This is a genomic window from Flavobacterium sp. I-STPP5a (assembly GCF_009764685.1).
Lineage (GTDB): Bacteria > Bacteroidota > Bacteroidia > Flavobacteriales > Flavobacteriaceae > Flavobacterium.
Genome location: NZ_VHLM01000044.1, coordinates 18,185 through 35,143, shown reverse-complemented (window position 1 = coordinate 35,143; position 16,959 = coordinate 18,185). Strand labels below are relative to the sequence as shown.

Below are 16,959 nucleotides of genomic sequence, written 5' to 3'. Positions count from 1 at the left end.
GGATGGGGATAATATTATACACTATGAATAATTCAGAATTTGGTTTCGAAACCCAAGCCATACGCAATCAGTTAGAAAGAACACAATATTTAGAGCATTCGGTGCCGTTGTATCTCACGTCTAGTTTTGTATTTGAGGATGCCGAAGATATGCGTGCTTCATTTGCAGAGGAAAAAGACAGAAATATTTACAGCCGTTACAGCAACCCAAATAACAACGAATTTATTAGCAAAGTGTGCGCTATGGAAGGAGCTGCAGCTGGTTTTGCCTTTGCATCAGGTATGGCCGCGGTGTATTCCACTTTGGCCGCTCTATTAAGTTCAGGAGATCACATTGTTTCTTCGAGCAGTGTTTTTGGTGCCACACATTCGTTGTTTATTAATTATTTTCCAAAATGGAACATACAAACCTCGTATTTTGACATCAATCAACCCGAGACTATTGAAGCTTTGATTACGCCTGACACAAAAATTCTTTTTGCAGAGTCACCAACCAATCCTGCTGTTGATATCATAGATTTGGAATTGTTAGGAAATATTGCCAAAAAGCACAATTTAATTTTAATTATTGACAACTGTTTTGCAACGCCTTATTTGCAACAACCAATCAAATGGGGAGCACATTTAGTGGTGCATTCGGCTACCAAATTAATGGACGGTCAAGGTCGCGTTTTGGGCGGAATAACCGTTGGCGATGCTGATTTGATTCAGAAAATCTATTTGTTTTCCCGACTTACAGGACCTTCTTTGTCGCCTTTTAATGCGTGGGTATTGTCTAAAAGTTTAGAAACATTAGCCATTCGATTGGACAGACATTGTGAAAATGCCTTGAAAGTAGCGGAGTTTTTAGAGAATCATCCTCAGGTGAATAAAGTGAAATATCCATTTTTGAAATCGCATCCGCAATATGAAATTGCACAAAAGCAAATGAAGTTGGGTGGCAATATTGTTGCTTTTGAAATTAAAGGAGGATTAGAAGCCGGAAGAGCTTTCTTGGATAAAATTAAATTGTGTTCGCTTTCGCCAAATTTAGGAGATACGAGAACTATTGTGACCCATCCAGCTTCAACAACGCATAGTAAGTTATCTGTCGAAGAACGTTTGGCAGTAAGTATTACCGATGGTTTGGTGCGTGTTTCTGTAGGTTTAGAAACCGTAACTGATGTAATTGCCGATTTGGAGCAGGCATTGGCATAAAAAGTTGTAATTATTGATTCATATACAATAACCCACGGTTTCAACAGTGGGTTTTGTGTTTATATCAGTGATTTTATAGTAATACAATTTATTTGGAGCAGAAAGATTTGACTTTTTTTAGAGGTAAAGTTCCCGCTGTCATTCCAATCTTTTTTGAGTCGAAAAAAGATCGACTCAAAAAAGGATTTTCCCTTCCATCGGGGCTAGAGAGAAGTATTTTGCATTTTTGTTATTATCCAAAAATGTTAGAAACAGTAATAATCAAATTTAGACGATAGTACAATTGAGTTTTGATATGTTAAAAGTGTAAATTTGGTTTTTAACATTAAAAGTAAATGAAACCAAGACTAATCATTTTATCGGATTTGTGGGGAAGAGAGAAATCAGATTGGGTTTCTGATTATGTTCAACAATTGAAACATAAATTCGAAATTCAATTTTACGATTGTTGCGAGTTGGGAGCAATTGATAGAAGTAATTATACTGAAGAAAGTCTCCATATCCAATTTGTCAATGGCGGAATAGAAAAGGTGATTGAAAATCTCTTGGAAACAGAGAAAAATCAGATTGATATTTTAGCCTTTAGTATTGGTGGAACAATTGCTTGGAAAGCCGCTTTGAAGGGATTGGATGTTCGAAATTTGTGTGCTGTTTCATCAACAAGATTGCGCTTTGAGGAAGACATTCCTAATGGAGTAATTAAACCTTATTATGGAGAAAATGACATCAATAAACCAAGCATTAGTTGGTTTGAGAAATATTCCATAAATTTTGAAATCATAAAAAACAAGGAGCACAATTTTTATATTCAAAAAGAATTTGCAACTTCAATTTGCAACGAAATTTTAAATTAGATTCATTCAATTTGGTTACAAAAGGATAAAGTTTGTAGTTTCGTAAACATAATTTAAAGACGATTTGTTTCGATTCTGAAAAAAATTAAAAAGTAGTCCCGATTGCTATCGGGATTAATCCTCAATCAAAAATAGATTATGCTCTCAAAAAAAACAAAATACGGTATCAAAGCATTGACCTTTTTGGCGCGCCGAGAAGACCAAACTCCTGTTGCGATTGCGGATATTGCACAATCTGAAAATATCTCGCTCAAATTTTTAGAGAGTATTTTATTGTTGTTACGCCATTCCGGTTTTCTGGGAGCCAAAAAAGGAAAGGGCGGCGGTTATTACTTGATTAAAGAACCGAAGGACATTAGCATGGCCAAAGTGTATCGTATTCTGGAAGGCCCAATTGCCTTATTGCCGTGTGCCAGTCATAATTTTTATGAGCCTTGTGACGATTGTACCGATGAAGCTACTTGCGCCGTTCGTAAATTAATGACCGAAGTGCGTGATAATACGCTTATGGTTTTGGAAAATAATAGTTTAGCTGATATTGCATTTTAAGTTTTAATTAAAAAAAATGTTTTGTAATTAAAGTAAATGTATTATTTTTGCACAATAATCTAGTAACCCGATAGGGTAAAAGCTTTTAAATTGAATTTTGTTGAATTGAAAGGAATGGATAAAGAATTAAAATTGAATAATAATACCGAAAGCCCTGCAATAAGTTTTGTAGAGCGGTTATGGGTGCTCGTTCCTGCAATTTTGTTGATAGGATTATTGGCAACATTAGTGTACAACCACTATGATGAATTTTCAGTGGATGGCTTGATAGCTGGCTTTGATCAAGAGTTTTTAATTTTTTTCTGTATTGGAGTTTTTGCACAATTAGTAGATGGAACTTTAGGAATGGGTTATGGAGCAACTTCAACTTCATTTTTATTAGCGTACGGAATTCCGCCTGCCATTAGTAGTACAGGTGTTCACGTGGCTGAAATGTTTACAACAGGAGCTTCGGCAATTTCGCATCATCGTTTTGGAAATATCAATAAAAAACTAGTAAGACATTTGTTAATTCCAGGTGTTTTGGGTTCTGTTACAGGTGCCTATTTGTTGTCGGATGTGATTGATGGAGAAGTAATAAAACCGTTTATCGCTTTGTACATGATTGGGTTGGCAGTGATCATTATTAGGAAGGCATTAAAAAAGAATCTAGTAAAAAAGAAAACTAAAAAACTAGGTATTTTGGCAACTTTTGGAGGTTTTATGGATGCTGTAGGAGGCGGAGGATGGGGACCGATAGTGACTTCTACTTTATTAGGAAATGGACGAAATCCAAGATATACAATTGGCTCGGTGAACGCAGCAGAGTTTGCAGTAGCTTTTTCAAGTGGAGTAACATTTATGCTTTTTGGAGGTATTCAAGGATGGCAAGTAATTATTGGATTGATTTTAGGAGGCGTAATGGCAGCTCCATTAGCCGCATTTTTAGTGAATAAAATTCCAAGGAAATCAATGATGATATTAGTAGGTGTTTTAATTATTCTTTTGAGTTTAAAAACCTTATCAAAACTGCTGTAAAACGAAATAAGATTATGAGTAAAGAATTAGTAGCGGCATTAGTAGAGCATTCAAAAAACCTTAGTTTAGAGGAAACATTTGTTTATTTAACTGCCGAATATAAAGATAAAGTGGTTTTTTCAACCTCTTTTGGTCAAGAAGACCAGGTGATTACAGCAATGATTGCCAACAGTGGTGCTGGGGTTCAAATTTTCACATTGGATACAGGTCGATTGTTTCAAGAAACCTATGATGTTTTTCATAAAACCCAAAAAAAATACAATCAAAATATTAAAGTATTTTTCCCCGAGTCAGCAGCAGTAGAAAATTTATTGGAAACTAAAGGACCTAATAGTTTTTACGAATCAGTTGAGAATAGAAAAGAATGTTGCTCCATCCGTAAAGTAGTGCCTTTGCGCAAAGCTTTAAAAGGAAATGCTGTCTGGATTACAGGCTTAAGAGCTGAACAATCCGAAAACAGAAATGATTTGGCATTATTTGAATATGATGCGCATTTTGAAATTATCAAATTCAATCCATTATTAAAATGGACCTTGCAGGAAGTAGAAGATTATTTAGAAAAAAATAATGTACCACAAAATGCATTACACAAAAAAGGATTTGTAAGCATAGGTTGTGCACCTTGTACGAGAGCCATCACTCCAGATGAAGACATCAGAGCTGGACGATGGTGGTGGGAATCCAGTCATAAAGAATGCGGGTTGCATAGCCCCCTAGCCCCCAAAGGGGGAATTAACGAAGTGAAAAATTAATAGTAACAAAATAAATACCCCAACAGTTCCCCCTTCGGGGGTTAGGGGGCCGATAGATATGAGTGCACAATTAAAAACAAACGCTTTAGAAAGCGAAGCGATATACATTTTCAGAGAGGTAATTTCTCAGTTTGACAAACCGGTATTACTTTTTTCAGGCGGAAAAGATTCTATTACGTTAGTTCGCTTGGCGCAAAAAGCTTTTTTTCCTGCTAAAATTCCTTTCCCATTGTTGCACGTAGATACAGGGCATAATTTCCCTGAAACCATTGAGTTCAGAGATAAATTGGTTGCGGAACTAGGATTAGAACTAATCGTTCGCAATGTGCAAGACGCCATTGATCAAGGAAAAGTGGTTGAAGAAACCGGAAAATATTCAAGTAGAAACAGCTTGCAGACCACAACACTTTTAGATGCTATCGAAGAATTCAAATTTGATGCGTGTATTGGTGGAGCACGTCGTGACGAGGAAAAAGCCAGAGCCAAAGAACGTATTTTTTCGGTGCGTGATGATTTTGGTCAATGGGACGAAAAAAATCAGCGTCCTGAATTATTCGATTTGTTGAACGGAAAAATAGAGAACGGTCAAAACGTACGTGTTTTTCCAATTTCCAACTGGACCGAGCTAGATGTGTGGAGTTATATCGAACAAGAGCAAATTGAAATTCCATCGATTTATTTTTCGCACAAGCGTAAAGTATTTTTACGTGATGGAATGATTTGGTCTCACTCCCCATTTGTGTACCAAGAAGAAAACGAAGAAATCGTAGAACGTATTGTTCGTTTTAGAACGGTAGGTGACATGAGTTGTACGGCAGCAGTTGATTCTTACGCAGCAACAATTTCTGAAGTAGTGGGTGAAATCAGATCTTCTACAATTTCAGAAAGAGGCGCTAGAATTGACGACAAACGTTCAGAAGCAGCGATGGAAAAAAGAAAACAACAAGGATACTTTTAAAAGAATTATAAATTATAAATTATGAATTTTTCAAAAGTTCCTAGAATTTATAATTCAACATTTAAAATAAAAAAATCAAATTTAAAAGTGTAGGTAGGGTAATTTGAGGAAACTTGAAACCTTAAACTTTTAAACTTTAAACAAAATTCAGATGGAAGTTTTAAAAATAGCAACAGCAGGAAGTGTAGACGACGGTAAGAGTACCTTGATTGGGAGGTTATTGTACGATACACAATCGTTGACGACAGATAAATTAGAAGCAATAGAAAAAAGCAGCAAGCAAAAAGGATATGATTATTTAGATTTTTCTTTGGCTACGGATGGTTTAGTGGCCGAGCGAGAACAAGGAATTACCATTGATGTGGCGCATATTTATTTTTCTACTGCCAAAAAAAGTTACATCATTGCCGATACTCCTGGTCACGTAGAGTATACGCGTAACATGGTTACAGGAGCTTCAACTTCGCAAGTGTCAATCATTTTAATTGATGCTCGTAAATGCGTAATTGAGCAGACCTACCGCCACTTTTTCATCAATAATTTATTGAGAGTAAAAGAGGTCATTGTGGCGATCAATAAAATGGATTTGGTAGATTATTCAGAAGAAGTTTTTAATAAAATCAAATCGGACTTTGAAGCTTTAAATGCTAAAAGTACTTTCAAAGAACAAAACGTGAGTTACATTCCGTTAAGTGCTTTGACAGGGGATAATGTAGTAGAATCATTAGGAGGAATGCCTTGGTACCAAGGACAAACCATTCTGGAGCATCTAGAAGCGTTAGAACCAGCTGATGTGTACGAAAAAGGAAAAGCGCGTTTCCCTGTTCAAACCGTTATCCGACCAAAAACAGAAGAATACCACGATTTTAGAGGTTATGCCGGAAAATTGTATGGGAATAATATCAAAGTGGGTGATGCAGTAACAGTGCTGCCATCTTTAACAGAATCAGTGGTGACAAATATTCACTTTTTTGACAAGCAATTTGAGGAAGCAGCTGTGGGCTCTTCGATCACCATCGAATTAGAAAATGATATCAATGTAACTAGAGGCGACATGATTGTAAAATCATCTGAATTGCCAAAAGTAGAGAAAGACATCAACACCACCGTATGCTGGATGGACAGTAAAAAGTTAGTTCCTGGTGCTAAATATTTTGTACAACACAATACCAACAGAGTTTTGGCTAAGATTGACAGTGTGAAAAATGTGATTGCAACTGACTTCTCAGGAACAACAGAAGCCTCTCAACTAGCCATCAACGAAATTGGCGAAGTAAACATTAAGTTGAGTAAAGCCATTTATTTTGATGCCTACAACGATAATAAATCAAACGGTGCCTTCATCTTAATTGATGCAACAACCAACACAACAGCAGGAGTAGGATTTATAAAATAACCGTTAGCTATTGGCTTTAAGCCTTCAGCAAAAATGTAAAATGAATTTCATAAACAGCTAACAGCCTAAAGCTAATAGCTAATAGCTTAAAACAAATGGAAAGTTTTAGAACCGAAATTGAGGATCCGATTGTTCAAAAAGATATAATCGATTTAGAAAGAAAAATTGCTTTATTCCGTGATGGAAAAATTGATGATGAGCGTTTTCGTAGTCTGCGTTTAGCACGTGGGGTTTACGGGCAGCGTCAAGAAGGTGTGCAAATGATTCGTATCAAGTTGCCTTTTGGTAAAGTGACTAGCGAGCAACTCGTGCGCATCACAAAAGTTTCTGATGAGTATTCAACAGGCCGTTTGCACATTACCACACGTCAGGATATCCAAATTCATTACGTGAGTTTAGATCGAACTCCACAACTTTGGGCTGAGTTAGAAAAAGACGATGTTACCCTGAGAGAAGCTTGTGGAAACACAGTTCGAAATATTACCGCTAGCGAAACAGCAGGAATTGATCCAGAGGAACCTTTTGATGTGTCTCCGTATGCGCATGCGATGTTTCAGTTTTTCTTGAGAAATCCGGTTTGTCAAGAAATGGGACGTAAATTCAAAATGTCTTTTTCATCATCAGATAAAGATACCGGTTTGAGTTATTTACACGATTTAGGATTTATTCCAAAAATTGTAGACGGTGTAAAAGGTTTCAAAGTAATGTTAGGCGGAGGTTTAGGTTCGCAGCCCAGTCATGCCGAATTGCTGACAGAGTTTATTCCGGCCAATCAAATCATTCCAACTACCGAAGGAATTTTAAGAATTTTTGACCGCTACGGCGAAAGAGCCAAACGTTTAAAAGCACGATTGAAATTTTTGTTGAAAGAAATAGGGAAAGACGAATTTTTACGATTGGTCGACGAAGAGAAAAAAGCGTTGTCACTGCATACAGTCGAAATTGACACCACTGCTTTTGAGGGAGCTATTGCAGCGCCATTATTAGAAGTTCCAAAAGTCGAAATTGAAGATACAGCAGCTTTTGAAGCGTGGAAAAAATCAAATGTAATTCCGCAAAAACAAGCGGGTTATGTGGCCATCGGAATCAAAGTTCAATTAGGTGATTTTTATACCGATAAAGCTAGAGTATTAGCGCACTTAATCAAAAATTATGCGGCAAACGAATTGCGTTTTACGTTGCGTCAAGATATTCTAATTCGTCATGTAAAAGAGGAAAACCTTCCTTTCTTTTACCAAGAATTAGCCAAATTAGATTTTGTAACCACAGGCTACAACACGATTGCTGATATTACAGCTTGTCCAGGTACTGATACGTGTAACTTAGGAATTGCGAGCAGCACCGGAATTGCGGTAGAGTTAGAACGCGTTTTAACTACTGAATATCCGCAGTACAGCAACAACCGTGAAATTACTATTAAAATTAGTGGTTGTATGAACGCTTGCGGGCAACACAATATGGCCGAAATTGGCTTTCAAGGAATGTCAATCAATGCGGGTAAATTAGTAGCTCCAGCCTTGCAAGTTTTATTAGGAGGAGGAAATTTAGGAAATGGAAACGGAAGATTCTCTGATAAAGTAATCAAAATTCCGAGCCGAAGAGGACCAGATGCTTTGCGATTGATTTTAAATGATTTCGAATCCAATGCCAACGGTCAATCGTTCTTGAATTATTATGACGCTCAAGGCGAAAAATATTTCTACGAATTTTTGAAACCATTAGCCGATGTAACCAATCTTACCGAAGCTGATTTTATTGACTGGGGAAATGCAGATAATTATGTAAAAGCAGTTGGAGTAGGAGAATGTGCGGGAGTTGTAATTGACTTGGTAGCTACTTTATTATTTGAAGCGAAAGAAAAATTGACTTTTGCACAAGAAGCTTTTGAAGATGCAAAATGGTCAGATGCTATTTATTTGGCGTACGCCGGATTTGTCAACGGAGCCAAAGCATTATTACTGGCTGAAAATCAAAAAACAAACCACCAAGCGGGAATTATCGACTTGTTTGATACTGTTTTTGTGGCTACAAATACAATTCAATTGCAATCTTCTTTACGAGAACTTGTATATCAAATCAATCAAAATGAACCTTCTGCTGAATTTGCTAAAAAGTACATTCAAGATGCCATTGTGTTTTTTGATGCCATCGAAGCGTATAGAAATAAAGACTTAGCTGATGCTTAAAAAGAAACAACCCATTGTAACACTAGTTGGTGCGGGTCCTGGCGATCCTGATTTACTGACGATTAAAGGAGCCAAAGCATTAGCAGAAGCGGATGTGGTATTGTACGACGCCTTGGCCAACGAGGAGATTTTGACGTATGCTCCCAAAAAATCCATTAAGATTTTTGTAGGCAAACGCAAAGGCTGTCATGAGTATTCACAAGATCAAATCAACCAATTGATTGTTGACAATGCTTTGACTTACGGTCATGTAGTTCGCTTAAAAGGAGGTGATCCATTTATTTTTGGCCGTGGAAGTGAAGAAATTGATTTTATAGAAAGTTTTGGCATACCTACATCTGTGGTGCCTGGAATTTCATCCTCGATTGCTGTTCCGGCTTACCAAGGGATTTCATTGACCAAAAGAGGCGTTTCTGAAAGTTTTTGGGTAATTACGGGTACAACTTCTGACAGGAAATTGTCAAATGATGTGGCTTTGGCTGCACAATCATCAGCAACGGTGGTCATTTTGATGGGAATGAGCAAACTAACGCAGATCATCGATTTGTTCCAAAAAGAATCTAAAGGAGAAACACCGGTTGCCATTATTCAAAACGGAACGACCGTTCAGGAGAAAATTGGGGTTGGAACCATCAACACCATTGAGCAAGTGGTGGTGAAACAGCAATTAAGTTCGCCTGCCATTATTGTCATTGGCGAGGTAGTTAAAGAAAGCAATAAATTAAAAGGCTTTTACGAAGAATTCATAGCCAAAGAATTGAAATAACAGTGGAGCAAAATCAAATATATTCTAATAGTCAAGACTCGGCTCCCTTTCCTTTGGAGAGGGCTGGGGAGAGGAACGAATTATATCCTATTTTTTTAAAATTACACAACCTCAATGTGCTCATTGTGGGTGGCGGAAATGTGGGTTTAGAAAAACTATCGTTTCTGTTGAAATCCAGTCCCAATGCCAATGTTGAGGTAGTGGCACCTTGGTTTTTGCCAGAGTTAGAAACCTTGGCGGCAAGTCACCCAACAGTGAAGTTGACCTATAAAAAATTCAATCGCTGGATGCTCCGTAAACGCCACATGGTGATTGCCTGCACCGATGATTTGAAAGTCAACAAGAGGATTTATGATTTGTCCCGAAAAAGATATTTGATTTGCAACATTGCTGATACACCGCCTTTGTGTGATTATTATTTGGGTGGAATTGTAACCAAAGGGAATGTGAAAATTGCCATTTCAACCAACGGGAAATCACCCACTACAGCCAAACGATTGCGAGAGTTTTTTGAAGAAATAATTCCAGACGATATCAATAAAATGGTCGATAATCTCAATCAATACCGAAAAACGCTGAAAGGTAATTTTGAGGAAAAAGTTCAAAAAATGAATGAAATCACAGAGACGCTCAAAGCTAAGTAAGTACTAAACAGAATCTCAAGCTCATAGCGAAAAGATAAGATGTAATAGTTCTTAATAATCAATTTCTGTTTTTTTAACTAAACAGAATAGTGATATTTGTACTCAATTAAAATTAAAAGGATTGAGCGCCTAGATTCAATACAACAACATAAAAAAAAACACAATTAACAATTTCCATAACAGCCTACAAGTATAACTGGAGGCGCAACAAAGGATACTAAATTAAATCAAAATGATTAAAACAGACATACTCATTATTGGCGCGGGGCCAACAGGTTTATTTGCAGTTTTTGAAGCAGGATTATTAAAATTAAAATGCCATATTTTAGATGCTTTACCACAAGCAGGAGGGCAGTTATCAGAGTTATATCCTAAAAAGCCTATTTATGATATTCCTGGATTTCCGGAAGTATTGGCTGGCGATTTAGTAGATAATTTAATGGAGCAAATCAAGCAGTTCGAACCAGGTTTTACCTTGGGTGAACGTGCCGAAACAATTGAAAAACAAGAAGACGGAACATTTATTGTAACTTCAAACAAAGGCAAAAAATTCCATGCGCCAGTGATTGCTATTGCTGGTGGATTAGGTAGTTTTGAACCAAGAAAACCATTGATTGAGGACATCGAATTTTACGAAGACAAAGGAATTAAATACTTCATTAAAAATCCAGAAAAATTCCGTGACAAGCGCGTAGTTATTGCTGGAGGTGGAGATTCGGCTTTGGATTGGAGTATCTTTTTGTCAAATGTAGCTTCAGAAGTGACTTTGATTCACCGTCGCAACGAGTTTCGTGGTGCTTTAGACTCTGTAGAAAAAGTACAAGAGTTAAAGACTTCTGGTAAAATTAAAATGATTACTCCAGGTGAAGTAGTAGGTTTAAAAGGAGCTGAGCATCTTGAGGCAGTTGTAGTCGAGGAAAATGGTGCACAACGCACTATCGAAACGGATTACTTTATTCCGCTTTTTGGTCTTACTCCAAAGTTAGGTCCTATCGGCGACTGGGGATTAGAAATCGAGAAAAACGCCATCAAAGTAAACAACGCTTTAGATTACCAAACTAATATTCCTGGAATTTTCGCCATTGGTGACGTAAATACCTATCCAGGAAAATTAAAATTGATTTTGTGCGGATTCCACGAAGCCACTTTAATGTGTCAAGCGGCCTACCAAATCATTAATCCAGGCAAGCGTTATGTGTTAAAATACACTACCGTTTCTGGTGTAGATGGTTTTGACGGAACTCGTAAAGAAGCTCCAAAAGCGGTTGTAAAAGCCATCGTGTAAATAAAGTTGCAGAGTTACAAAGGTTCTGAGTTGCTAAGATTGGTTAAAATCTTAGTAATTCAGAACCTTTTTTATTTTAAAGTTTTGCAACAAACTACCTAAGAATCTTTAAAAAAAATACTTGCAATTGTTAGCGCTATGTCGTTCCTTTGCACTGTTCATATATTTATTGAAAGTTATCACGAAAGGCGGAGGGAAAGACCCAATGAAACCTTAGCAACCCTTTATTTTTTTAAAGAAGGTGCTACATTCTACTTTATACAACCAGTATCAAAGATAGATAACACAAGAATACTTCTACAGTATTTCTCAAACCTTTTCTTGACAACTTATCGAATTTTTTAGAGCAGATTAATGGCGATTTTCAGTCATAATCGTTCCCGCTTTCCGTTACAAACGAAGTTCACTGAACTCCGTTTAAAATGAAAGTTTAGTGAAGTAATCTTTTATTTTTTAAAGAAAAAAATAAAAGGATTTTCACTGCAATCGGGGCTAAAGAGTTAAAATAGTGAACTTTTGTAATTATTATTCAAAAGTATAGATTTAGAATATTTTCTAGATTTCAATTATCATAAGTTATGTCAAATATTATGAAAGCATCAGCAGTAACTCCCCCTTCGGGGGTTAGGGGGGCTCTTTTAGAAAGAATACTCATCCTTGATGGAGCTATGGGAACCATGTTGCAACGTTACAATTTCTCCGAAGAAGATTTTAGAGGAGAACGTTTCAAGGATTTTCCGCATTCGCTAAAAGGAAACAACGATTTATTGTCGCTCACGCAGCCACAAGCCATAAAAGACGTGCACGCCGCTTATTTTGAAGCTGGAGCTGATATTGTTGAAACCAATACCTTCTCAGGAACCACCATTGGTATGGCCGATTACTATCTTGAAGAATATGTGTATGAATTGAACTATGAGTCGGCAAAAATAGCCCGCGAAGTAGCCGATGAATTTACCGCTAAAAATCCAGACAAACCTCGTTTTGTTGCGGGTTCCATTGGACCTACGAATAGAACAGCAAGCATGTCGCCAGATGTAAACGATCCCGGTTACAGAGCTGTAACTTTTGATGATTTGCGCATTGCGTACAAGCAACAAGTAGAAGCGCTTATGGATGGTGGTTGCGATTTACTTTTGGTAGAAACTATTTTTGATACTTTAAATGCCAAAGCAGCGCTTTTTGCCATTGAAGAAGTAAAAGACGAACGCAATCTTGATATTCCTATTATGGTCTCTGGAACGATAACTGATGCTTCCGGAAGAACACTTTCGGGACAAACCGTTGAGGCTTTCTTAGTTTCGGTGTCGCATATACCGTTGTTGAGCGTAGGATTCAATTGCGCCCTAGGTGCCGATTTACTCAAGCCGTATTTACAAACCTTGTCGCAAAACACATCGTTCAACGTGTCAGCGCATCCTAATGCAGGTTTACCTAATGCCTTTGGAGAATACGATGAAACACCAGAACAAATGCAAGCTTTTATCAAAGAATATCTCGATGATAATTTGGTCAATATCATAGGTGGTTGTTGCGGAACAACCCCAAATCATATTAAATTGATTGCGGATATCGCTAAGGATTATAAACCGAGGGTTTCGACTGCGGTGATGTAGTTTTTGGTTGGGTACTGCTGTTTTTAATGGAAAGGAAAAAAATGCAATTTAGTGGTTAGTTTGTCATTCTGAGGAACGAACACCCAAGCTATAGCGAACTGGCGAAGAAATCTTTGTTATGTGAGCGACTTGTTTAGATTCCACAGCGAGCGTCCCGCTCGTGTACATTATAAATGCAGGAACAAGATTTTTAACAAAAAGAATAAGCACAAGCAGGACGCTCGCGATAGCAGCATAAAAGTTCCATAAGAACGACCCATTTTGTAGCAACGGATTTTAATCCGTTGGGATGTAAGAGGAAAATTCATTCCGTTATCAATTAAAAAACGGTGTCGTTTCATTGAAATAAAAATGGTGTTGTATTGCACAAAACCCCCGTGAGGGATAGCAGTGGAGCTCCTTTTTCTTGAATTGCCTCGGGTTTAAACCCGAGGCAATTCAAGAAAAAGAGCGGGAACGAATAGCCCGACCCGACTTTTTTTGGAGGGACACGCCCAAAAAAGAATTAAAATAAAATGGTAAGGTTTCGAAAACTTTGCAATAAATAAAAAAATAAAAACTCAGTCTAGTTTTGGTAGTAATTGAGTAACTCAAAATAAAGAAATGGCAGAAAAAAGAAGAAACCTAGTATTATCAGGATTAGAACCCTTAATCATAACACCCGAAAGTGTATTTGTGAATGTAGGGGAACGAACCAATGTGACGGGTTCGAGAAAATTTCTTCGATTGATTAAGGAAGAAAAATACGACGAAGCGCTTGATATTGCGCGCCAGCAAGTAGAAGGCGGTGCACAGATTATCGATATTAACATGGATGAGGGAATGCTCGATGGCGCATATGCGATGACAAAATTCCTGAATTTGATTGCGGCTGAACCGGATATTTCGCGAGTGCCGATTATGATTGACAGCTCAAAATGGGAAATCATTGAGGCGGGTTTGAAAGTCGTACAAGGGAAATGTGTTGTGAATTCGATTTCGTTGAAAGAAGGCGAAGAAGCTTTTATTCACCATGCTAAATTGATAAAGCGTTATGGTGCGGCGGTAATTGTGATGGCTTTTGACGAAGTGGGTCAGGCGGATAATTACGAAAGGCGTGTTGAAATTTGTCAGCGTTCGTATGATATTTTGGTGGGAATTGGATTTCCGCCGCAAGATATCATCTTCGATTTGAATATTTTCCCAGTAGCAACAGGTATGGAAGAGCACCGCTTGAATGCATTGGATTTCTTTAGAGGAACCAAGTGGGTTCGCGAAAATTTACCGCACGCACACATCAGCGGTGGGGTGAGTAACGTTTCGTTTTCATTTAGAGGGAACGATACGGTTCGTGAGGCGATGCACTCGGTTTTCTTGTACCACGCCATTCAAAACGGAATGACAATGGGGATTGTAAACCCAGAAATGTTGTCGATATATGATGAGATTCCGAAAGATTTATTGGAGCATGTTGAAGATGTGATTCTGGACAGACGCGACGATGCGACAGAACGTTTGCTTGATTTTGCGGAGAATGTAAAAGGCGACGGATCCAAAACAAATGAAAAGGCAGTTTTAGAATGGCGTTCTGGAACGGTTCAAGAAAGAATCACGCACTCATTAGTAAAAGGAGTGGATGCGTTTATTGAAGAAGATGTTGAAGAAGCGCGGCAAGCTGCTACAAAACCCATTGAAGTAATAGAAATCAACTTGATGACCGGAATGAATGTCGTGGGTGATTTGTTTGGTTCGGGTAAAATGTTTTTGCCACAAGTGGTGAAATCGGCACGAGTAATGAAAAAAGCAGTGGCTTATCTTTTACCTTTTATTGAAGCGGCAAAGCAAGTTGGAGACAAATCTGGGAACGGAAAAATCCTGATGGCAACCGTAAAAGGTGATGTTCATGATATTGGAAAAAATATAGTTTCGGTGGTATTGGCCTGTAACAATTATGAGATTGTCGATCTAGGTGTAATGGTGCCTCCAGAAAAAATTATTGCAGCAGCTATTGAACATGAAGTAGATATTATCGGATTGAGCGGATTGATTACGCCATCGCTTGATGAAATGGTGTATCTCGCTAAGGAATTGGATAAAAGAGGACTGAAAATTCCAGTAATGATTGGTGGTGCAACAACTTCGCGTGCGCATACGGCCGTGAAAATTGCGCCGCAATACAGTGAAACGGTAATTCACGTCAACGATGCCTCGAGAGCGGTAACGGTTGCTGGAAATTTATTGGATCACAACCGAAAAATATATGCCAGTGATATTCGTGCAGAATACGATGCGTTTAGAGAAACGTTTTTGAATCGTTCCCGCGACAAGAACTTCTTGACTATTGAGCAAGCCCGTAAAAATAAATTACAATTGGATTGGGATAATTTCACTCCGGTGAAACCTAAAGTAATTGGTAAGCAAATCGTAGAGGTAGATTTAGAAACTTTGGTGCCTTATATCGATTGGACGCCGTTTTTTAGAACTTGGGAATTGTTTGGGAAATATCCAGCTATTTTGACCGATGAGGTAGTGGGCGAACAAGCGACTTCGGTTTTTGCAGATGCACAAGCCATGCTAAAAGTTATTTTACAAGAGAAGAAATTAACTGCCAAAGGTATTTACGGCATTTTTCCGGCGAATCAAATCAATGATGATGATATTGAACTATATGAAGCCCCCCCCGCCCCCGAAGGGGGAGCTACTCTCGAAACAGCAAAACAAACTTGGGAAACAGCAAATCCTATTATGTATGATGTTTTAAAAGAACGCGCTAAAGAGATGAGAAACAAACCAACAGAAGCTGAGAAAATGCTATGGAATGTTTTATCTAATAGAGGAGTAGAAGGGTATAAATTTAGAAGGCAACATGTAATAGGGGAATATATAGTTGATTTTGTGTGTTTGGAAAAAAAGCTAGTTATTGAAGTAGATGGATCTATTCATAATCATCCCGAACAAATTGACCTTGACAGAGAGAGAACTATTTGGCTAGAATCTAAGGGTTTTAAAGTGGTTAGATACACTAATAAAGAGGTATTGAATAATTTACATGAAACAATTGAAAAAATCAGCAAGGAGTTGTCTACAAAGCAGATAGTTCCCCCTTTGGGGGTTAGGGGGCTCTTTTTGACTTTACGCCAACAATCTCAAAAAACCAAAGGAGCGCCTAACATCGCTTTGTCTGATTTTATTGCTCCAAAAGAAAGTGGGAAAGTCGATTATATGGGAGCTTTTTGTGTGACTACTGGTTTTGGTGTGGACGAATGGGCGGCTGAATTCGAAAAGGATTTAGATGATTATAATTCGATTATGGTGAAAGCATTGGCTGATCGTTTTGCAGAAGCTTTTGCTGAATATTTACACGAGAAAGTACGTAAAGAAATTTGGGGTTATGCCGCTGATGAGAATTTATCTACCGAAGATATGATTGATGAGGTTTATAAAGGGATTCGACCAGCGCCTGGATATCCAGCTTGTCCGGATCATTTAGAGAAACCCACAATTTGGAAATTATTAAACGTTGAAGAAGAAATCGGTGTGACTTTGACAGAAAGTATGGCGATGTGGCCGGCTTCATCAGTATCGGGTTATTACTTTGGGAATCCAGAAAGCAAGTATTTTGGACTCGGAAAAATTAAAGAAGATCAAGTAATTGACTACGCCAAAAGAAGAAATGTTTCCACTGATGTAGCCATGAAATGGTTGAATCCGAATATAGCCGATTAGGAATTTTGTTTCAAGTTTAAGGTTATAAGTTACTC

At 37.8% G+C, this 16,959-nt stretch carries 13 protein-coding genes and 1 riboswitch; all 13 genes read left to right on the top strand.

The genetic code is table 11. The features are described from left to right. Positions 1 to 23 precede the first annotated feature (23 nt). The 13 genes from FJV36_RS08195 (at position 24) to FJV36_RS08135 (ending at position 16,924) form a co-directional block, all read left to right on the top strand. Positions 24 to 1,196 carry a PLP-dependent aspartate aminotransferase family protein gene (locus FJV36_RS08195; protein ID WP_158728859.1) on the top strand — a complete coding sequence of 391 codons (1,173 nt, stop codon included), beginning with the start codon at positions 24 to 26 and terminating at the stop codon, positions 1,194 to 1,196. 335 nt (positions 1,197 to 1,531) lie between these two features. Then, a complete protein-coding gene (locus FJV36_RS08190; RefSeq protein WP_158728858.1) occupies positions 1,532 to 2,050 on the top strand; it encodes an alpha/beta hydrolase in 519 nt (172 codons plus the stop codon). Between the two features lie 138 nt (positions 2,051 to 2,188). Continuing rightward, positions 2,189 to 2,599 (top strand): Rrf2 family transcriptional regulator, encoded by a 411-nt coding sequence (locus FJV36_RS08185; protein WP_158728857.1) that lies wholly within the window; start codon positions 2,189 to 2,191, stop codon positions 2,597 to 2,599. 114 nt (positions 2,600 to 2,713) lie between these two features. Next, the gene (locus FJV36_RS08180; RefSeq protein WP_158728856.1) at positions 2,714 to 3,616 is read left to right on the top strand and encodes a sulfite exporter TauE/SafE family protein; all 903 of its coding nucleotides are present in this window, start codon (positions 2,714 to 2,716) and stop codon (positions 3,614 to 3,616) included. A gap of 11 nt (positions 3,617 to 3,627) precedes the next feature. Then, a complete protein-coding gene (locus FJV36_RS08175) occupies positions 3,628 to 4,368 on the top strand; it encodes a phosphoadenylyl-sulfate reductase (RefSeq protein ID WP_255470365.1) in 741 nt (246 codons plus the stop codon). Positions 4,369 to 4,426: 58 nt separating this feature from the next. After that, positions 4,427 to 5,326: a sulfate adenylyltransferase subunit CysD gene (gene cysD, locus FJV36_RS08170; protein ID WP_144891585.1), complete on the top strand. Its 900-nt coding sequence runs from the start codon at positions 4,427 to 4,429 to the stop codon at positions 5,324 to 5,326. Between the two features lie 151 nt (positions 5,327 to 5,477). Beyond that, positions 5,478 to 6,722, top strand: coding sequence for a sulfate adenylyltransferase subunit 1 (locus FJV36_RS08165; RefSeq protein ID WP_158728854.1), 1,245 nt, complete (start codon positions 5,478 to 5,480; stop codon positions 6,720 to 6,722). A gap of 95 nt (positions 6,723 to 6,817) precedes the next feature. Beyond that, on the top strand, positions 6,818 to 8,908 hold the full coding sequence (locus FJV36_RS08160) for a HEPN domain-containing protein (RefSeq protein ID WP_158728853.1): 2,091 nt from the start codon (positions 6,818 to 6,820) through the stop codon (positions 8,906 to 8,908). Beyond that, positions 8,901 to 9,674: a uroporphyrinogen-III C-methyltransferase gene (gene cobA / locus FJV36_RS08155; protein WP_158728852.1), complete on the top strand. Its 774-nt coding sequence runs from the start codon at positions 8,901 to 8,903 to the stop codon at positions 9,672 to 9,674. The genes FJV36_RS08160 and cobA overlap by 8 nt, the downstream gene beginning before the upstream one ends. 53 nt (positions 9,675 to 9,727) lie before the next feature. Next, positions 9,728 to 10,318 carry a bifunctional precorrin-2 dehydrogenase/sirohydrochlorin ferrochelatase gene (locus FJV36_RS08150; protein ID WP_158728868.1) on the top strand — a complete coding sequence of 197 codons (591 nt, stop codon included), beginning with the start codon at positions 9,728 to 9,730 and terminating at the stop codon, positions 10,316 to 10,318. A gap of 232 nt (positions 10,319 to 10,550) precedes the next feature. Next, positions 10,551 to 11,603 carry an NAD(P)/FAD-dependent oxidoreductase gene (locus FJV36_RS08145; RefSeq protein WP_158728851.1) on the top strand — a complete coding sequence of 351 codons (1,053 nt, stop codon included), beginning with the start codon at positions 10,551 to 10,553 and terminating at the stop codon, positions 11,601 to 11,603. Positions 11,604 to 11,776: 173 nt separating this feature from the next. Then, positions 11,777 to 11,890: riboswitch (SAM riboswitch) on the top strand. 303 nt (positions 11,891 to 12,193) lie between these two features. Next, positions 12,194 to 13,219 (top strand): homocysteine S-methyltransferase family protein, encoded by a 1,026-nt coding sequence (locus FJV36_RS08140; protein WP_158728867.1) that lies wholly within the window; start codon positions 12,194 to 12,196, stop codon positions 13,217 to 13,219. 603 nt (positions 13,220 to 13,822) lie between these two features. After that, complete coding sequence (locus FJV36_RS08135; protein WP_158980990.1) at positions 13,823 to 16,924, top strand: vitamin B12 dependent-methionine synthase activation domain-containing protein; 3,102 nt, start codon at positions 13,823 to 13,825, stop codon at positions 16,922 to 16,924. Positions 16,925 to 16,959: the final 35 nt, after the last annotated feature.

Excerpts from the sequence above, each read along its gene's own strand:
- FJV36_RS08195 (WP_158728859.1), top strand. The coding sequence starts at position 24 with ATGAATAATTCAGAATTTGGTTTCGAAACCCAAGCCATACGCAATCAG.
- FJV36_RS08190 (WP_158728858.1), top strand. The coding sequence starts at position 1,532 with ATGAAACCAAGACTAATCATTTTATCGGATTTGTGGGGAAGAGAGAAA.
- FJV36_RS08185 (WP_158728857.1), top strand. The coding sequence starts at position 2,189 with ATGCTCTCAAAAAAAACAAAATACGGTATCAAAGCATTGACCTTTTTG.
- FJV36_RS08180 (WP_158728856.1), top strand. The coding sequence starts at position 2,714 with ATGGATAAAGAATTAAAATTGAATAATAATACCGAAAGCCCTGCAATA.
- cysD (WP_144891585.1), top strand. The coding sequence starts at position 4,427 with ATGAGTGCACAATTAAAAACAAACGCTTTAGAAAGCGAAGCGATATAC.
- FJV36_RS08165 (WP_158728854.1), top strand. The coding sequence starts at position 5,478 with ATGGAAGTTTTAAAAATAGCAACAGCAGGAAGTGTAGACGACGGTAAG.
- FJV36_RS08160 (WP_158728853.1), top strand. The coding sequence starts at position 6,818 with ATGGAAAGTTTTAGAACCGAAATTGAGGATCCGATTGTTCAAAAAGAT.
- cobA (WP_158728852.1), top strand. The coding sequence starts at position 8,901 with ATGCTTAAAAAGAAACAACCCATTGTAACACTAGTTGGTGCGGGTCCT.
- FJV36_RS08145 (WP_158728851.1), top strand. The coding sequence starts at position 10,551 with ATGATTAAAACAGACATACTCATTATTGGCGCGGGGCCAACAGGTTTA.
- FJV36_RS08140 (WP_158728867.1), top strand. The coding sequence starts at position 12,194 with ATGAAAGCATCAGCAGTAACTCCCCCTTCGGGGGTTAGGGGGGCTCTT.
- FJV36_RS08135 (WP_158980990.1), top strand. The coding sequence starts at position 13,823 with ATGGCAGAAAAAAGAAGAAACCTAGTATTATCAGGATTAGAACCCTTA.